This is a genomic window from Pseudomonas sp. CP4, from assembly GCF_047758505.1.
In the GTDB taxonomy this organism is placed as follows: Bacteria; Pseudomonadota; Gammaproteobacteria; order Pseudomonadales; family Pseudomonadaceae; genus Aquipseudomonas; species Aquipseudomonas fluorescens_AO.
Genome location: NZ_CP180489.1, coordinates 5,370,246 through 5,388,418 on the forward strand (window position 1 = coordinate 5,370,246; position 18,173 = coordinate 5,388,418).

At 59.5% G+C, this 18,173-nt stretch carries 13 protein-coding genes; 9 read left to right on the plus strand and 4 right to left on the minus strand.

Annotation, left to right across the window (positions count from 1 at the left end):
• Positions 1-5 precede the first annotated feature (5 nt).
• Both ACMYUN_RS24205 and ACMYUN_RS24210 read left to right on the plus strand, forming a co-directional pair.
• Positions 6-779, plus strand: coding sequence for an aldolase (locus tag ACMYUN_RS24205; protein WP_415761979.1), 774 nt, complete (start codon positions 6-8; stop codon positions 777-779).
• A gap of 174 nt (positions 780-953) precedes the next feature.
• Complete coding sequence (locus ACMYUN_RS24210) at positions 954-2,522, plus strand: diguanylate cyclase (RefSeq protein WP_415761980.1); 1,569 nt, start codon at positions 954-956, stop codon at positions 2,520-2,522.
• Positions 2,523-2,682: 160 nt separating this feature from the next.
• Here ACMYUN_RS24210 and ACMYUN_RS24215 read toward each other — a convergent pair whose 3' ends face one another.
• The gene (locus tag ACMYUN_RS24215) at positions 2,683-3,030 is read right to left on the minus strand and encodes a hypothetical protein (RefSeq protein ID WP_415761981.1); all 348 of its coding nucleotides are present in this window, start codon (positions 3,028-3,030) and stop codon (positions 2,683-2,685) included.
• A 189-nt stretch (positions 3,031-3,219) separates the two neighbouring features.
• Here ACMYUN_RS24215 and ACMYUN_RS24220 point away from each other — a divergent pair, with 189 nt between their 5' ends.
• Positions 3,220-3,660 carry a carboxymuconolactone decarboxylase family protein gene (locus ACMYUN_RS24220; protein ID WP_310406561.1) on the plus strand — a complete coding sequence of 147 codons (441 nt, stop codon included), beginning with the start codon at positions 3,220-3,222 and terminating at the stop codon, positions 3,658-3,660.
• Between the two features lie 116 nt (positions 3,661-3,776).
• Here ACMYUN_RS24220 and ACMYUN_RS24225 read toward each other — a convergent pair whose 3' ends face one another.
• Genes ACMYUN_RS24225 through ACMYUN_RS24235 form a run of 3 tightly spaced genes read right to left on the minus strand, consistent with a single transcriptional unit; the run spans position 3,777 to position 7,336 of the window.
• Positions 3,777-5,369, minus strand: coding sequence for a DHA2 family efflux MFS transporter permease subunit (locus tag ACMYUN_RS24225; protein WP_415761982.1), 1,593 nt, complete (start codon positions 5,367-5,369; stop codon positions 3,777-3,779).
• Entirely contained in the window at positions 5,366-6,475 is a 1,110-nt protein-coding gene (locus ACMYUN_RS24230) for an HlyD family secretion protein (RefSeq protein ID WP_415761983.1), read from the minus strand. The genes ACMYUN_RS24225 and ACMYUN_RS24230 overlap by 4 nt, the downstream gene beginning before the upstream one ends.
• A 30-nt stretch (positions 6,476-6,505) precedes the next feature.
• On the minus strand, positions 6,506-7,336 hold the full coding sequence (locus ACMYUN_RS24235; RefSeq protein ID WP_415761984.1) for an AraC family transcriptional regulator: 831 nt from the start codon (positions 7,334-7,336) through the stop codon (positions 6,506-6,508).
• 96 nt (positions 7,337-7,432) lie between these two features.
• Between ACMYUN_RS24235 and ACMYUN_RS24240 the strand changes: the two genes are divergently transcribed.
• From ACMYUN_RS24240 to ACMYUN_RS24265, 6 genes are all read left to right on the plus strand, one after another.
• Positions 7,433-8,575: an MFS transporter gene (locus ACMYUN_RS24240; RefSeq protein WP_415761985.1), complete on the plus strand. Its 1,143-nt coding sequence runs from the start codon at positions 7,433-7,435 to the stop codon at positions 8,573-8,575.
• A 181-nt stretch (positions 8,576-8,756) separates the two neighbouring features.
• Entirely contained in the window at positions 8,757-9,593 is an 837-nt protein-coding gene (locus ACMYUN_RS24245) for a hypothetical protein (protein WP_415761986.1), read from the plus strand.
• The gene (locus ACMYUN_RS24250) at positions 9,571-13,962 is read left to right on the plus strand and encodes an AAA family ATPase (RefSeq protein WP_415761987.1); all 4,392 of its coding nucleotides are present in this window, start codon (positions 9,571-9,573) and stop codon (positions 13,960-13,962) included. The genes ACMYUN_RS24245 and ACMYUN_RS24250 overlap by 23 nt, the downstream gene beginning before the upstream one ends.
• A 118-nt stretch (positions 13,963-14,080) precedes the next feature.
• Positions 14,081-14,572 (plus strand): sigma-70 family RNA polymerase sigma factor, encoded by a 492-nt coding sequence (locus ACMYUN_RS24255; protein ID WP_039760670.1) that lies wholly within the window; start codon positions 14,081-14,083, stop codon positions 14,570-14,572.
• Positions 14,573-14,612: 40 nt separating this feature from the next.
• Positions 14,613-15,596 (plus strand): FecR family protein, encoded by a 984-nt coding sequence (locus ACMYUN_RS24260; RefSeq protein WP_415761988.1) that lies wholly within the window; start codon positions 14,613-14,615, stop codon positions 15,594-15,596.
• Positions 15,597-15,694: 98 nt separating this feature from the next.
• Entirely contained in the window at positions 15,695-18,121 is a 2,427-nt protein-coding gene (locus ACMYUN_RS24265; RefSeq protein ID WP_415761990.1) for a TonB-dependent siderophore receptor, read from the plus strand.
• Positions 18,122-18,173: the final 52 nt, after the last annotated feature.

Below are 18,173 nucleotides of genomic sequence, written 5' to 3' on the forward strand. Positions count from 1 at the left end.
TTGCCATGGCTCATATCTTGAGCGGCACTGGCAAAGCCAGACCCAGCGCAACGCTGCACCTGGAAACCGAGGCGATCATCACCGCCCGCAACGAACTTGCTGCGTGCTTTCAACTGGCCGCATTGCATGGTCTGGAGGAGGGCATCTGCAATCACTTTTCGGCGATGCTGCCGGGGCATAATGATCTGTTTCTGGTCAATCCATACGGCTACGCTTTTTCGGAAGTGACCGCGCAGAATCTGCTGGTCTGTGACTTCGCCGGCAATGTGGTCGCTGGCGATGGCGAGCCCGAAGCAACTGCGTTCTACATCCACGCGCGCCTGCACAAACAACTGCCACGGGTAAAAGTTGCGTTCCATACGCACATGCCCCACGCCACGGCGTTGTGCCTGTTGCAAGGCCCGCCGCTGGTGTGGCTGGGGCAGAGCGCGCTGAAGTTTTACGGGCGCACAGCGGTGGACGAGGATTACAACGGCCTTGCGTTGGACGCATCCGAAGGCGACCGCATCGCCAGCGTCATGGGCGACGCCGACATTCTCTTTCTGAAAAACCATGGTGTGATTGTCGCGGCGCCGACCATTGCCGAAGCCTGGGACGATCTGTATTACCTGGAGCGCGCCGCGCAGGTGCAACTGCTGGCGATGGCCACTCAGCGCGAATTGAAACCGGTGCCCCATGCGATTGCGCAGCGCACCTATGAACAAATGCGTGAAGGCGATGCACGAAGTGCCCGCGCGCATCTCACCAGTGCGATGCGGCGCCTGGCCCTGCACAACTGATTAGCGATAAAGAAGCAATCGTAAATAAATCGATGAAAAGCGATCATCCAAACTCGCGACGCGCCGATAACTGGGCGGGAAGCGGGCGTTTGCCCCGTGCATCCCGGTGGGCTACGCTCACGAACACAAGGGTTTCGGGCTCGCGCCCCTGCCGTACCTGCCCAGGACATGCTTTTGCCACTCTCCATTCACGATCCGCATCAGGCCCCCGGCACGCTCAAGCGCCTGCCACTGCGCAAAGCGGCGGTGCTGTTTATCGTTGCGGTGAGCCTGTGCCTGTGCGGTCTGCTGTACCTGCAACTGGAGCAGTCACGGCGTCAGGATCTGGCGGTGGCGAAGATGGCTTCGGGCAACCTGACCCGGGCCATGGCGCAGCAGGCCGAGGACACTGTGCGGGCGGCGGACCTGGTGATGACCAGCCTCGTCGACTGGATTCAGGACGATGGTTACGGGACGGCGCAGCGACCTCGGTTGCAGCGGATCTTTGCCCGCCGCGCGCAGCAACTGGATCAGTTGCACGGCATCTTTCTTTTCGATCGCGAAGGGCAGTGGGTCATTACGTCGTTCCCCAATCTACCCCGTGGCAATGGCGTGGCCGATCGCGAATATTTCAAGTTCCATCAGCAGAATGCTTCGACGGTTGCGCACATCGGCCAGGCGATTCGCAGCCGCGAAAACGGCGAGTGGATCATTCCGATTTCCAGACGCGTCAACGACCAGCTCGGCAACTTTCAGGGCGTGCTGATGGCTGGCATCCGCATGTCGTACTTCGATCAGTTCTTCAAAAGCTTCAGCCTTGATGACAGCGGCATCATGTTTCTGGCGCTGACCGACGGCACCTTGTTGGCCCGACGCCCCTTTGACGAAGCGCTGATCAATAGCTCGGTGGCCCACGGCGAGATCTATCAAACCCTGCTGCCCAACGCTAACGCGGGCACGGCGATGCTCAATTCCGTGGTCGATGGCGTGACACGATTGTATGGCTATCGGCAGCTTGCCTCATATCCGCTGGTGGTCTCTGCCGCGACTTCGCAAGACACGATTTTGCGGGGCTGGCACGACCGCGCATTTCAGTCCAGCGTGATCGTCGCGCTGGTTGTTTTGGGCATTGGTCTGTTCGGCTGGGTATTCATTCATCAGGTGCGCGACGGCGAGCGTATCGAGAAAAATCTACGCAGGGCTCAGCTGGCGCTGGAACAGATCGCCACCCACGACAGCCTCACCGGGCTGGCCAATCGACGCTTGTTCGAGCGTTCGCTGGATATCGAATTTGCCCGTGGCGCGCGCCAGGTCAGCCCGGTCAGCCTGATCATGCTCGATATCGATTTCTTCAAGCGCTACAACGACGCGTATGGTCATGTCGCCGGCGATCAGTGTCTCGCACAAGTGGCGCAAGTGGTGAAGACCTGCTGCCAGCGCAAGTCGGATCTGGCGGTGCGTTACGGCGGTGAGGAATTCGCCGTGCTGTTGCCGGACACCGACATCAACGGTGCGCTGGCGATTGCCGGGCAGATTCGGCGCAGCGTGATCGACAAGCACATCATCCACAGTGGCTCGCCGACCGGCTATCTCACCGTGAGCCTGGGCTGTTATGCGTTTATTCCGCACGGCAACGACAGCCCGCAGGTGTTTATCCAGCGCGCGGACGCGGCGTTGTATCAGGCGAAAAATGCCGGGCGCAATCGCGCGGCGGTGTATGCGTCGGAAGAAGGTTTTGCCGAACTGATGCGGTCGGATCGCTGATTCTTTCAATCAACATAAATCAGAAGTGGGAGCGAGCCTGCTCGCGAAGAGGGCATGTCAGTCACCCTGTTTTTTGACTGATACACCGCTTTCGCGAGCAGGCTCGCTCCCACATTGGTCCGTGACGGACTCAAGACTATCTGGGATGGCTCTTGTTCGTTCAGCCGCCCGTGCCACCGCCCGCGCCACCTGTACCGCCGCCGGCCGAACCGGTGCCACCACCCGCGCCGGAACCCGAACCGCTGGCGCCGCCATTGGTGCCCGTGCCCGTGCCCGTGCCCGTGCCGGTGCCCATGCCCGAACCAGTGCCGGTGCCGTTATTGGTTCCGCCAGAACCGCTGCCACCCGATGGCGAGCCCGGGGTGTTGTCTGGCGGCATGGTCGAGCTGCTGGCGCCGCCGGACTTGGTGCCCGTCGCATCGGTGCTGTCATTGGCAGCGAAGCTGGCGGCGGATGCCGTAGCGAGCAGACCGGCCAACAATAACGAAGTGAATTTGCGCGTCATCATGGTACGTCTCCTGATAAAGGGGATTACCTGATATTGGTCTCGCACGCCCAAGCCTTGGTGCCAGTCGAGTGACGAGCGGTCAATCGCCGCGCCAAGTGGCCTACCGTTCTTCTGCAATATTGGCTATTTGCCGAACCACCCCCGGGGACTAACGTAGCCACACATTCAATCGCTACCCCGGAGTCCACCATGCAACCTCGTGCCGATTTCTACACCGCTTCCCCTGATGCCATGAAGGCGATGATGGCGCTGGAAAATGCCGTCTCGAAACTGCCGCTGGAAAAGAGCCTGATCGAACTGGTCAAGCTGCGCTCTTCACAGATCAACGGCTGCGCATTCTGCATCGACATGCACACCGCCGACGCGATCAAGGACGGCGAAACCCCGCGTCGCCTGTTCGCCGTGACAGCATGGCGGGAAGCGCCGTTCTTCAGCGAGCGCGAACGTGCGGCACTGCTGTGGACCGAGTCGCTGACGCAACTGAGCCTGACCCACGCGCCCGACGAAGATTACGAGGTAGTCGCTGCGCAGTTTTCGCCCAAGGAACTGGTTGACCTGACCGTGGCGATCAACACCATCAACGGCTGGAATCGCCTGGCGGTGGGCTTCCGCAAACTGCCCCAGGCTTAAGTCCCACGCACATCCCCTGTAGGAGTGAGCCTGCTCGCGATAGCGGTAGGTCAGTCACCATGTTTGCTATCTGACAGACCGCTATCGCGAGCAGGCTCACTCCTACAAGGGAATCTTCAATGTGCTTGTGAACTCGGCGCCGCCGGTGGCTGCACCTTGCGCATCAAGGGCACCATCGCCGTGGCGATGATGAAGCAGACCATGATCATCAAAAACGTATCGCCATAAGTCTGCGTCTGCGCCTCGCGATACGTCACCAGCCACAGCTGCCGGAGGCTGGCGGTGACGCCGACATCGCCGCTCTGGCCGAGGTTGGCGAAGTTGCCGCCGACCTGCGACAGCCACTGATTCATCGCTTCATTGCTGCTGTTCAGATGCTCGGCCAACCGGGTGAAATGCAGGTTGGTGCGGTCATTGAGAATCGTCGCGCAGGCAGCGATGCCAATCGCACCACCGAGGTTGCGCATCAAGTTGAATAACCCTGACGCGTGCTTGAGCCGCGCCGGTGCCAGTCCCCCCAAAGTCAGCGTCACCGCCGGTGGCACGGCCAGTTGCTGGGCGATTCCGCGCAACGCTTGCGGCAGCATCAACTCTCCGGCGCCCCAGTCGTGAGTGATCGGGCTGAACTCCCACATCGACAAGGCAAACAGGCCGAGGCCGAGCATCATGATCCAGCGCAGATCAACGCGATTGGCCAGAAAGGCATACAGCGGAATCGCCAGGATCTGGAACACTCCGGTGGAGAAAACCGCCATGCCAATGTCCAGCGCGCTGTAGCCGCGCACGCGCCCGAGAAACAGCGGCGTCAGGTAAATCGTTGCGAACAGGCCAATGCCGGTGACGAAGGAAAAGAAGCAGCCGAGGGCGAAATTGCGATCCTTCAACGCACGCAGATCGACGATCGGATTGGCCACGTGCAGCGTGCGACCGATGAAGGCCAACCCGGCGAGTCCGCTGATCCACGCGGTAGTGAGGATTGTCTGGTCACTGAACCAGTTCCAGCGCGGACCTTCTTCGAGGGTGTATTCCAGACAGCCGAGAAACAGCGCGAGAAACACCATGCTCAGGTAATCCGCGCCCTTGAGCAGCGACAGTTCCGGCTGATCGATCTTGACCAGCATCGGCACCGCTACCGCGACGAAAATCCCCGGCACCAGGTTGATGTAGAACAGCCAGTGCCACGACGAAAGGTCAGTGATCCAGCCGCCGATCACTGGTCCCAGCGTGGGCGCCAGCGAAGCCACCGCGCCGATGGTCGCGGCGGCAATCACCCGTTGCTTGCCCGTGAAGAAAAAGAACGCAGTGGTGAACACCAGCGGAATCATCGAGCCGCCGAGAAAGCCTTGCAGCGCGCGAAAGGCAATCATGCTCTGGATATTCCAGGCCAGGCCGCAAAGCAGACTGGCGAGGGTAAAACCGACCGCCGATGCGCAGAACAGCCAGCGCGTGGAAAACACCCGCGATAGCCATCCCGACAACGGAATCACAATGATTTCGGCGATCAGGTAGCTGGTCTGCACCCACGCGGTTTCGTCGGTACCGGCGGACAAGCCACCGCCGATATCGCGCAGCGACGCCGAAACAATCTGGATATCCAGCAGGGCGATGAACATGCCGATGCACATCGTCGCGAAGGCGAACACTTTGGTCGCCGTGCTCATGTCCGCTGCGTTGAAGGGTTGCGCAGGAGCGGCGAGGCGGGTGCTCATGGCGCAACGGCTATGGCGGCGGTTTCAGGCTCGGCGCGGGTGTCGACTTCAGCGGTCACCGACAGGCCGGGGCGTAAATGGCCGAGCACACCGTCGGCAGGGTCCAGGACAATTCTTACCGGCACGCGCTGGACGATTTTGGTGAAGTTGCCGGTGGCGTTTTCCGGCGGCAACACGCTGAACAGCGAGCCCGTGGCGGGGGCGAGGCTATCGAGATGGCCGTGGAATTCCTGGCCTGTCAGCACGTCGGCGCGGATGCGCACCCGTTGCCCGGGTTTCATCCGCGCCAGTTGATCTTCCTTGAAATTGGCATCGACCCACAGACCGCTGGCCGGCACCACCGACAGTTGCTGAGAACCGGCCTGGGCATAGGCGCCGACCCTGGCGCGGCGATTGCCGATCACCCCGTCGACCGGCGCACGCAGTTCGGTGTAGCCGAGGTTCAACTGGGCCAGATCGCGTTCGGCGCGGGCTTGCTGAAGGGCAGCGCGGGCCTGTTGTTTCTGGGTTTCGATCACCGCCAGTTGCCGTTGCGCGGCGAGCAGTTCGGCCTGGGCGCGGGCGCTGAGGGCTTGGGCGGTTTTGAAAGTGGCGTCGGCACGCTGCGCACTTTCCACCGACACCGCATTGCTGCTCACCAGCCGCTTGTAGCGTGTGTTGTCGTCCCGTGAGCGTGCCGTCTCCGCGCTTGCCGCATCAATGCCGGCTCGGGCCTGACCGATCACGGCGTGCTGCAGTTGTTCGGTGGCGTCGAGGTTGGCCAGCAACGCTTCTTCGGCGGCCACCGCGCCTTCGGCCTTGGCGAGATTGGCGCGGTAGTCGCGCGCATCGAGACGGATCAACACATCGCCGGCCCTTACCGACTGGTTGTCGCTGACCAGCACCTCGTCGATGTAACCGGCCACTTTCGGTCCGATCACCGTAACGTTGCCTCCGATGTAGGCATCGTCAGTCTCCACGAGAAAGCGCCCGGTGCCCCACCAATGCATGGCGTACAAGCCGCCCAGGATCAGTGCGAGCAACGGGGCGCCCGCGATCAACAGGAGTTTGCGCAGCGCAGGTCTGGTCTTGACCGGAACGGGATCGGGGGAGGGCATGCTGGTCATGGCGTCTGTACCTGAGGAAACGAGGCGTTATTACAGTCGTAATATGACGCGAGTAATATTTGGTGGCAAATTATTTCTTTGGTCAATCGTCAGTTGCTTACCTGACCATTGGCCGGGCGTGCTGCCGGTGATGGATTTGAAGAAGGCGATAAACGCGCTGTCGCTGGCAAAGCCCAGCTCGAAGGCGCAGTAACCCAGTCTTCTTCCGGTGACGAGCAGTTCGATGGCGCGCATCAACCGCCACTGCTGACGCCATTGCTGATAACTCATGCCGGTCTCGCGCTGGAAGATCCGGCCGATGGTGCGGCTGCTGGCGCCGGTCTGTTGTTCCAGCACATGCAGTGCAGGGGGCAGGCGTTCGGGCATCGCCAGTAGTGGAGTCAAGCGTTTGTCTTGTGGCAATGGCAGCAGCATCGGTTGCTGCACTGCGTCATTGATTTCACTCAGGCACAGCCCGAGCAGGTGAGCGAATTTGCCTGTTTGCCAGTCAGTGTCGAAAGCTGCCGTAGCCATAGGCTCGAGCACCGCACGCAGCAAAGGGCTGACTTCGATGACGCAAACCTGTTGCGGCAGCTCATCACACAGATTGGCAATCAAGTAGATCGAGCGGTAATCGACACTCTGCTGCATCACCGCACGATGCCTGACCCCGGCCGGAATCCATGCTGCCCGCGACGGCGGCAACAGGCACAACTGTTGCGCCAGGGTAATCCGTATGCAGCCTCGCCGCGTGTACAGCAATTGCCCGCGCTGATGAAGGTGCATGCCTGAGTCGTGGTCAGCCAGGGTCGAGGCGAGGCCGATGACCGGAGCGGCAAAACTGTCTGCGTCAAACGTCGAATGGGCATCGAGCCAGGCCATGGGTTTGTCCGATTCCAATGATAAGTTGGCGTGATCTGGATAATACGCCAAGCGCAGGTTTTTAAACTTCTCTGCTGTCGTAGAGGAGTCATTGAGATGAACAAACGGAGTTTGCTGGCGCTGGCGATTGCGCTGTTGATGTTTCCGCAAATCGCGCAGACGCTGTACAGCCCGGCCTTGGGTGATATCGGTCGAGCTTTCGCTGTCGGCCCGCAAGCGGCAGCGCAGACGCTGTCAGTGTATTTTCTCGCGTTCGCATTTGGCGTAGTGGTGTGGGGCCGCGCGTGTGATCGCTTCGGGAGGCGTCCGGTCATGTTGGCCGGATTGGCGCTTTATGCAGGGGCGATGTTGGTCGGCCTGCGGGTCAGCAGTTTCAACGGCTTGCTGTTGGTGCAGGGCGTGGCGGCGTTCGGCGCGGCGGTGGCTTCGGTGGTTACGCAAACCGTATTGCGTGATCGCTTCAAGGGTGCCGAACTGGCGCAGGTCTTCTCACTGGTCGGCATCGCGCTGGCGGCGAGCCCGGCGATTGGTTTGTTCAGCGGTGCCAGTCTGGTTCAGGTGTTCGGTTATCGCGGGGTGCTGGGCGCGCTGTTAGTGCTCGCAGGTCTGCTGTGGCTGTGGAGTTTGTTAGGTCTGGTGGAATCCCGCCCTCGACAGACGCCCGATATCAGTCTTGTCGAAACTCTCTGGCGCATGCTGCGCGACTTGGGAATCTGGCGCTCGGCGCTATGGATCGCTTCCTTCAACGTTGCGCTGTTCAGTTACTACAGTCTTGCGCCGTTCATGTTTCAGCGTCTGGGCTTGAGCGAGAGTTGGTTCGGCTACAGCGGCGCGTTGCTTGCGCTGGGGTCGGGTTTTGGTGCGTGGTTCAACAAGCGTCTGTTGCAGGCCGGGTATGCGGCAATGCAATTGATCCGGCTTGCAGCGGTGTGCGGACTGGCCGGTGGCATTGGCGTCTGGCTGTTGCAGGACAGCGCCGCGTTCGTGTTGCCGATGCTGTTGATCGTGCTGGCATTCGGCATGGCCATCCCCAACGTTCTCGGCCTGGCGCTGGTGGATTACGCCGATCGGCTGGGGACGGCCGGTGCGTTGCTGGGTTTGATGTATTACTTGCTGATAGGCGCAGGGCTGATGCTTGCTGGTTGGTTTCAGGCTCTCGGTGAAAGCCTCATAGCCTGCAGCACCGTCGCCTTGCTGTTGACGGTAAAACCGGTCAAGGCAATTGTTCAAGAAAGGTAAGCGCTGTAGCAGGCGTTTTGCATTGCAATCGGTTGGACGAGAAAAATATCAGCGCCGGTGACCGCGCGCGAGTAAAGCCAGTAAGATGTCGTTAATGCCCAACTGCCACTAGTCGCGTTCGGGTTTCCATGGATGGCTTCAGGACTTTGAGTGCTGAGCGTAAAAAGACAAGGGGTGAACAATGGCAACGATTATTGGTGTGCACGGCATCGGGCATCAGTTTGGCGGTGAAAATACGTTAAGCGACCAATGGCTGCCGGCGCTCAAGGATGGTCTCGCACGTGCCGGACGAGAGTTACCTGACGAAGTGACCTTCAAATGTGCCTTCTATGGGGACTTGTTTCGCCCAAAGGGTAAGGGTGCCATACCGCCCTTTGGCGCGCAGGATGTCGATGTCTGGGAGGCGCAACTGCTCAAGGCATGGTGGGAAGAGGCGGCCAGAATCGATCCCGCGGTTCGCGCACCTGACGAGATCACAAAAGCAGGTCTGGTGACGTTCGTCCAGCGAGGTCTCAACGCGTTGACACGATCAAAATTTTTTTCCGGTCAGCTGGAAAAAATGATGATCAGTGATTTGAAGCAGGTCCATCGGTACTTCCATGACGATTCAATCCGTCAGGCCGCTCGTGCCAGCGTCGAAAAGTGGGTGGATGACGATACGCGGGTGATCGTCGCCCATTCCTTGGGCTCAGTGGTTGCCTACGAGGCGTTGTGCGCTAACCCCCAGTGGCCCGTCCGGCACTTCATTACAATGGGTTCGCCACTGGGCATCCGCAATCTGATTTTCGATGCCCTGCAACCCGCACCGCAACGCGAGCTTGGTGCGTGGCCAGGCAATGTGCAGCACTGGACCAATATTTCAGACAGCGGTGATGTAGTGGCCCTGACGAAAAAACTCGAGCCCTTGTTCATGCCGCGGATAGTTGATGTGAGCGTTGCCAATGGCATGAAAGTCCACGATGCGAACCGTTACCTCACGACCCGGGAGGCGGGAGATGCCATTGCAGCCGCTATCTGATATTTACCGACGTCGTCTGCTTGCCACTGGCACCGGTGAATTTGATAACCATGCGACGCTTTCGCAGGTTCCGGACGAGGTTGAAACAATCAAGTCGGCCTTCGGTGCATTGAACTATGAGGTCGTACCGGCACAACTTGATCTGGATCCCCGGGAACTGCAGGATCTGATTTTCGACGCTTGTGCAGACTGCACTGAAAACGATTTGCTGGTGCTCTATTACACGGGGCATGGTGAAAGTGACAACCAACTCTATCTATTGTCCCGAGGGTCAAAGCAGGCGGCTGAGGATCACCCAGCGCTGGCGGTAAAAGTCGTCGATCTGGCAGAGATTCTGATCAAGGCCAGAGCATCGCAGGTTCTTTTGATCCTTGATGTCTGTTACGCCGGCACGGGAGCGGGCGATTTTCTCAGAATGGCGGCCGATCTGACCAGGCAGCGGCCCTCATTGAATCCGGCCTACGTCATCGCGGCCACACGATCGCGAGATGAGGCGGATGAGGGGGCCTTGAGCAAGGCGTTGGCCAAAGCGTTGGCCAATCCCGACTGCCAGTTCGGTGGTGCTACTCAGCGCTACCTGGCCATGGACGAAGTCATGGAGGCGATCAGAGAATATCTCGCTGAACGCTTTCCCAAGCAGGAAGCGCAATTGGCGGGAGCGAATCTGAAAGGTCGTTGCCTGTTGTTCCCCAATCCCCAATACCGCCCCTATATTGACCCAGGCCTGGATCTGGCCAGGCAGCGAGTGTTTGATGAACACTGGTTACCCAAATCCGGAGGGCTCGAAGGTGGGTGGGGCGGGAGCTATTTCACTGGCCGTCATCGCGCGCTGCGACAAATAGGCGAATGGCTCTCACAGGTCGATACTCATGGGCGTGCACTGGTAGTTACCGGTGGCCCGGGGACAGGGAAATCAGCATTGTTGGGGCGCATCGTTTCGTTGTCTGAGCCGCGTTTTCGCGATCAGGTACTCGCGGTTGATGGATCTTCATTCGACGCTGCTGACGTACTACCTGAAGGCATTGTCGATGTCGCCATACATGCCCGGCACAAACTGTTGAGCGAGGTATTGAACGAGATCGCGAACAAGCTGGGTCTGTCGGATCGTGATCTGCCATCGATGCTTGAATCACTGGAAAAACGCGGCAGAAAAACGGTGATTGTCATTGATGCTCTTGACGAAGCTGCCGACAGCCAGACTATTTTGCAGCAGCTGTTGTTGCCATTGGCGACATTCAAGCATGTCTTCCTGTTAGTGGGTACGCGGCCCGACGCGACTTCATTGCAACAACGTTTCGAGGGGCTTGGGCCAGATACTGTGGAAGTCAATCTGGAGCATTCGCTGAATACAGAGCCCGGCGAGGTTGCGTTGTACGTCGAGCGACGGCTATTGGCCAGCGAAGAGCCCCGATGCTTCACGCCTTATCGCAAGCATCCGGAAATCGCTCGAAAGGTGGCCGAGGCTGTGGCGCAGCGTGCGAAGAACGTATTTCTGGTGGCACATACCGTCGCACTCAGGCTGTTCAAGATGGGCAAAATGGTCGACACCAGCCGCCCTGGCTGGATGGATCATCTATCAACCGAGTTGACGGACGCATTCAATCAGTATCTGGCTCCCCTGGAAGAGGAGAAAGAGGGGCTGGATATCGCCACCGCCCGCGCGGTTTTGCTGGCTTTGGCGTTCGCCGAAGGTGAGGGATTGCCGTGGGCCGATATATGGCGTTCAGTTGCTAGCGCCTTGAGCGGTCAGACGATCACCGACGCGAATATCATTGCCGTGCGCAAGTATGCTGCGCCCTTCATCGTGGAGTCCATGGAAGGCGATCGTTCGGTTTATCGGCTTTACCATGAGCAGTTGGCAGAGCATCTGCTCGAGAGTGATGGCCAGGCCCCGGCCCTGTCACGCCACTTGTGGGAAGCATTGCTGGCGTGTGTACCTGCAAATACCGAGGGGCGTCACGACTGGCTGCGTGCGCATCCTTACCTGAAGCGTCATGCCGCAAGCTTCGCAGTCAAGGCGGGCATGTTGCAGGCACTCCTCGACGATCCGGCATTTTTGGTGGTCAGCGATCCGGCTATTTTGCGCCGTTATCTCAACCCTCAGTCGTCCATCGCTCAGCCGATGGTTCAGGCCTATTTGCGAGTCTTTGGGGCTTTGCGGGAGTTACCCGAAGCAGAGCGCCGATCCTACCTGTCACTGGCATCCCAGCAGAGCGGCATTGATAAATCAGTGCCCTTGCCAGACGATGGGCATTTTCACTGGATGCCAGTCTGGGCGACCTGGAATCCGCCTGAAGGCAATACCGTGCTGGTTTCGCGAGATTCACGAGTGACCGCATTGAGTCTCGGTCAGTGGGGCGACGGTACTTCGGTGGCACTGGTCGGGCGCGAGGATGGATTGGTTGAAGTCTTTCAACTCGACAATGGCAGGCAGTTGGCGGCTTGGCAGCCCATGGTGGGTAGCTTCGTTTCACACTTGGCAATCATCGCAACGCCAGGCGGTGAAGTATTGGTTGCGAGCGGAGGTGAGGGTTGGCTGGCGACAACGAATCTTCGAAGCAAACGCGATATTCATGTCCCTTTCGTTGAGCAGGACGGTCGCATCACTGCGTTGACGGTGTGCCGGGAAGGCGATCGTTTTCTGTGTGTGAGTGCTCACGAGCGAAAGCTTGCGCGTACCCGCCTGGATGACAGAGCTGAGCTGGAAAGTGACCTCCGGGTCTGGGATTTGACTGACCTCGGCCTGCTTCATCTCAGAGTCGCTGCTTCGCGCGCCCGGATTCTGGATGTCGCGGTTGTTCTTGCGTTCGACGGCCTTCGAATTCTGTCAGCGGGCGATAGTTTCTTTGATGGTGCGCGATGTGCCAGAACCCTGAAAATGTGGACGCTCGATCTGGAGTTTCTGTGGCAGATACCTGCCACGATCGAAAGCGAATGTATTTCATCAATCCGCCTGCGCACGGTGGGTGGCGCTACGTATGCGGTAACCAATGACTTTTTCCGGGCGCCTCGAATTTGGCAAGTCCTGTCGGAAGAAATGATTCCTGTCTATTGCGCTCCAGAGGATAAAAGAGTGGCCTGGCTGGGCGAGTCGCAGGCATCACCTATTCTTTATCTGCTGGCTGAAGACGGGGCAATTGAAAACCAGATCATTGAAGTCACCAATCCTGTCGAAATCTCTTCGACCTCGACATCGGTCACGCGTACCGATGGCTACTGGACGGAGCAATTCCGTACCGACTGCTTCAACCTGGACACAAGTCATTTCTACCTGAGCAGCAATGCGGGCTCAGTCAATATGTGGAGCTTGAAGGACGCGCGATCGCAGACGCGCGCGCTACAGGAACGACAGTTTTTTCCAGGCCACGTCAAATGCATGTTCATGGACTCCGACGCTGCCAACACGATTTATTTTGGCACCGCTGCGGGAGAGGTCGTAGCGATCGATGAGATGAGCGGCAACCTGACTTGGACGTGTGAAATCATCCCGAATCAACGAATCCATGCCATAACCGGTTATGTAGATGAAGGAAAACTGCTGCTGGTCGTCGCCATCCGGGGAGTTATCTGGCTGGTCCCGGCAGGAGGTCAACCAGACATCTCGGCGGTGATTCAGGCAGGCGATGATGTGACACAGGTGCAAGTCGCCTGGATCGACGACGAACCGATGGTCGTGGCTTCGGTGAGTGAAGCCAACGTGAGCGCCGTGCGCATCTGGAGCCTGCGTTCAAAACTGGAAATCAATACGCTTCGCAATGAGTTTGGAGCCAAGTGGAACTATCAGCTCAGCTACGGCGAAGAAGACAAGCCCATCATGAGTCTTGTTTGTCATGCCGGTGATGCTGGAGCACGAATTGTATTCGCCAGCAAGTATTCGCAGATCATGGTTGCGCAGCATCCGGTTCCACCCTCTGAAAAGCCCAGGCTTTCGCTTTTTGATACTTGGCGCATTCCGGGTAGCAGCATATCTGCAGTACTTTCTCTGGCGCAAAGCGCGGATGGCGAGTTGATCGCTGCCGGCACCGATTCAGGTCGAATTGCATTGTGGCATTACCCAAGCGGCGTACGTCTGGCCTGCCAGTCGGGCACTCACCTCAATGGGCGCATTCAAGTCTTGGCATTCTGCGATGCCAGACCATCGCCACTCTTGGCATCAGGGGGTGAGGACGGTGTTGTCCGATTCTGGGACGGCGAATTGAATGCCCTGTTTCAAATCAATATCCATTCACCGATCCGCGGGATCTGCTTCACCGCAATGGCCCGCATGGTTGTAGCGACCCATAACGGAGTAGTGATGATCGCTCTTGACGAACAGATGCTGGAGGCATCCGCTGACCGTATCCGGGAGACAGTCGTCGCGGTAACGTAAGCGTTCTCGACTGAGGGTACCGGTGGAATTGGGAGATCAATGGCACCGGAACCCGTTGCTTCAACTTAATAATAACAATTACTATTCACGCCCTTTCCTCACCACGTCGCCCATCTCCATGCGCTCCCGCAGATCCGGCTTTTTCGAGCATTACGAAGAGTTGATCGGCACCTGGACTCGGCGCCTGCGCAATCGCGCGCAGGCCGAGGATCTGGCGCACGACACCTTTGTGCGGGTGCTCGAGGCGGATTCGGCGGCGGTGCAGCAGCCGCGCGCTTATCTGCACCAGACGGCGCGCAATATCGCCGTCGATGGTTATCGGCGTGAGGACCGGCGCGGCACCATGGAGTGGGAAGCGGTCGATGACAGTGCGTCGTCGGCGGGCGATCCGGAGCATTACATGCACGCGATCCAGCTGGCCGATTCCATCGAACGCGCGCTCAGCGAATTACCGCTCAACTGTCGCAAGATCTTCGTCTGGCAGAAGATCGAAGGGCTGACGCAGGCAGAAATCGCCGAACGCCTGGGGCTGTCCAAGAATATGGTCGAAAAGTATATGATCCGCACCCTGCGTCATCTGCGTGAGCGGCTGGATGGATTTCAATCATGAGCGCTCGCGCCTTTTCATTCTCAGTCGGACAGGACATTCCATGATGGAAACGGGTGATTGCGCCTGTGGGAAAACGGCGGTGCGTGACGAGGCGGCGGCCTGGTTCGTGCGTTTGCAGGAACCGAATGTCAGCGTCGAGCAACGGCGGCGCTTCGACGCCTGGCTGAACGAGCATCCGCAACACCGCAAAGAATTCCAATTGCTGCAAGGCCTGTGGACGGCGGCTGATCTGCTGCCGACTTCGCGCCTCAAAGCGCTTGCTGAAACACCGCCAACTCGCCGCGAGCGCCGGCCATTGCTGCGTTATGCCGTGGCCGCGGGTGTTCTGGCCGTGGCGCTGGGGCTTGGCCTGTTCAGTGGACTGAATAATCCGAGTGGCTACCGCGCCGAGTTCGTTACGGCGCTGGGCGAGCGCAGACATGTGGCGTTACCCGATGGCTCGGTGATCGATCTGAACAGTCGCAGCCGCTTGCAGGTGCGCTACGAGCAGGATCGACGTGTCATCGAATTGAGCGCCGGCGAGGCGATGTTCAGCGTTGCACACGACGCCTCGCGTCCGTTTATTGTCGAGGCCGGCAGCGGCAAGGTCACGGTCACCGGCACGCGTTTCGATGTGCGCCGCGATGCCACGCACACCCGCGTGGCGGTGGAGCAGGGCACGGTGAAAGTACAGGCAAGTGCTGCGCCGGACCACGAATTCATCAACCTCACCGCAGGTCTCGGCACGTCGGTCGATGCGCAAGGCAAAGTCCTGCCGGCCTACGCGGTCAACCCGGCGCAGCTGACTGCGTGGCGCAACGGCAAACTGGTGTTCAACAACGCCAGCCTCGGCGAAGTGGCGGCTGAAGTGTCGCGTTATCGGGATAAGCCGTTGATCGTTTCACAACCGGGCGTGGCCAGCCTGCGCCTGACCAGCGTGTTCAAATCCGATGACACCGACGCCTTGCTCAAAGCCTTGCCGAACATCCTGCCGGTGGCCGTGCGCACCCTTGCCGACGGCAGTCAGGAAATAATTTCCAGATAGCATTCAGGTTTTTTCCCCGTTCATCGTCTTCCTGTTCAACTGCAACTGGTTTGCATTAACAGCCGCACACTCTTGCGATCCACAGGACTCCGTACGACGTGAACATCACCACCCACCACAATAAAAAATTCCCTTGGCTGCCATTGGCTCTCGCGCTGGCGGTCAGCGCAGCGATGCCGTCGGCGTTTGCCGCTGAAGCCATTCATATCCGCGCGCAACCGCTGGGCCAGGCCTTGAGCGAACTGGGCCAGCAAACCTCGCTGCAGGTGTTTTTCAGCCCCGAGCTGGTGGCCGGCAAACAGGCGCCTGCGGTCGATGGCGACCTCTCGCCGGAACAGGCCTTGAGTCAGCTGTTGCAGGGCAGCGGCCTCGATTATCAGATCAACGAAGGCTCGGTGACGCTCGCCCCCGCCGCGACTTCCGCAGCCAGCAACGGCCCACTGGAGCTCGGCGTGACCGATATCAAAGTGGTCGGCGACTGGCTCGGTGACGCTGACGCGGCGGTGGTGCAAAACCACCCGGGCGCGCGCACGGTGATTCGCCGCGAAGCGATGGTCGAGCAGGGCGCGATGAACGTCAGCGACTTGCTCAAGCGCGTGCCGGGCGTGCAGGTGCAGGATTCCAACGGCACCGGCGGCAGTGATATTTCCCTTAACGTGGGCGTGCGCGGTCTGACGTCGCGCCTGTCGCCACGCTCGACTGTTTTGATCGATGGCGTGCCAGCGGCGTTCGCCCCATACGGTCAGCCGCAACTGTCGATGGCGCCGATTTCGTCGGGCAATCTCGACAGCATCGACGTCGTGCGTGGCGCCGGTTCCGTGCGCTACGGGCCGCAGAACGTTGGCGGCGTGATCAACTTCGTGACCCGGGCGATCCCGGAAAAACCCACCGGTGAAATCGGCACAACGCTGGAGACCACGCAGTACGGTGGCTGGAAACACATCGACACCGCGTTCCTCGGTGGCACCGCCGACAACGGCATGGGCGTCGCGCTGTTGTACTCGGGTGTCAACGGTCACGGCTATCGCGAGCGCAACAACGGCAACGACATCGACGACGTGCTGCTCAAGACCCATTGGGCACCGACCGATCAGGACGATTTCAGTCTTAATTTCCACTACTACGACGCCAGCGCCGACATGCCCGGCGGTCTGACCCAGCGCCAGTACGACGACAAGCCGTACGAGTCGGTGCGTGACTACGACCAGTTCACAGGCCGGCGCAAGGATGTGTCGTTCAAGTGGATTCGCCAGATCGACGAGCGCACTCAGGCGGAAATCCTCACCTATTACACCGACAGCTTTCGCGGCAGCACCATCGCCGCGCGCGATCAGCGCACCCTCAGCTCGTACCCGCGTTCCTACTACACCCTCGGCATCGAGCCGCGCGTGTCGCGGGTGTTCGATGTCGGCCCGACCACCCAGGAAGTCAGCGTCGGTTATCGCTATCTGAAAGAGGCCATGCACGAAGAATCGAGTCGTCTGGCGCTGGTCAACAATCAGCCGGTGGTCACGCCGACTTCCGACGGCCATGTATTCCAGGATCGCACCGGTGGCACCGAGGCCAACTCGGTGTATGTCGACAACAAGATCGACGTCGGCAACTGGACCATCACCCCGGGCATTCGTTTCGAACACATCAGCACCGACTGGCACGACCGCGCCGTACTCGACACCGCCGGCCGGCCGGTCCAGGAGAAAAACCGCAGCATCGAAAGCAACGAACCGCTGCCGGCGCTGAGCGTGATGTATCACCTGTCCGATGCGTGGAAGCTGTTTGCCAATTACGAGACTTCGTTCGGCAGCCTGCAATATTTCCAGCTCGGTCAGGGCGGTTCCGGTGACAGCACTGCCAACGGGCTGGAGCCGGAAAAGGCCAAGACCTACGAGATCGGCACGCGCTACAACGATGATGTCTGGGGCGGAGAGGTGACGCTGTTCTACATCGACTTCGATGACGAGCTGCAATACATCAGCAATGACGTCGGCTGGACCAACCTCGGCGCGACCAAGCACCAGGGCATCGAAGCGTCGGTGCATTACGACATGGCGGCCCTCGACCCGCGCCTCGATGGCCTGACCGCCAACGCCGGTTTCACCTACACCCGCGCCACTTATGAAGGCGAGATCCCCGGCTTCAAGGGCCGCGATCTGCCGTTCTATTCTCGGCAGGTGGCCACGGTCGGTTTGCGTTACGACATCAATCGCTGGACATACAACATCGACGGCTTCGCCCAATCGAAACAGCGCTCGCCGGGCACTGGTGTGAATGCGGATGGCAGCTTCAATGGCAATTACATCACCGAAGGCACGGCGGACGGGCAGTACGGCGACATCCCGGGTTACGTGACCTGGAACGTGCGCGGCGGCTATGACTTCGGCCCGCAGGTGTCGAACCTCAAGCTCGGTGCCGGGGTGAAGAACGTCTTCGACAAGCAGTACTTCACCCGTTCCAGCGACAACAACTCGGGGATGTATGTCGGCGCGCCGCGCACGTTCTTTGTGCAGGCGAGCGTCGGTTTCTAAGCCTTCGGCTATTGCTGGACTGGTGCGCAGGGGTTCAGCAATAGCCGTTCTC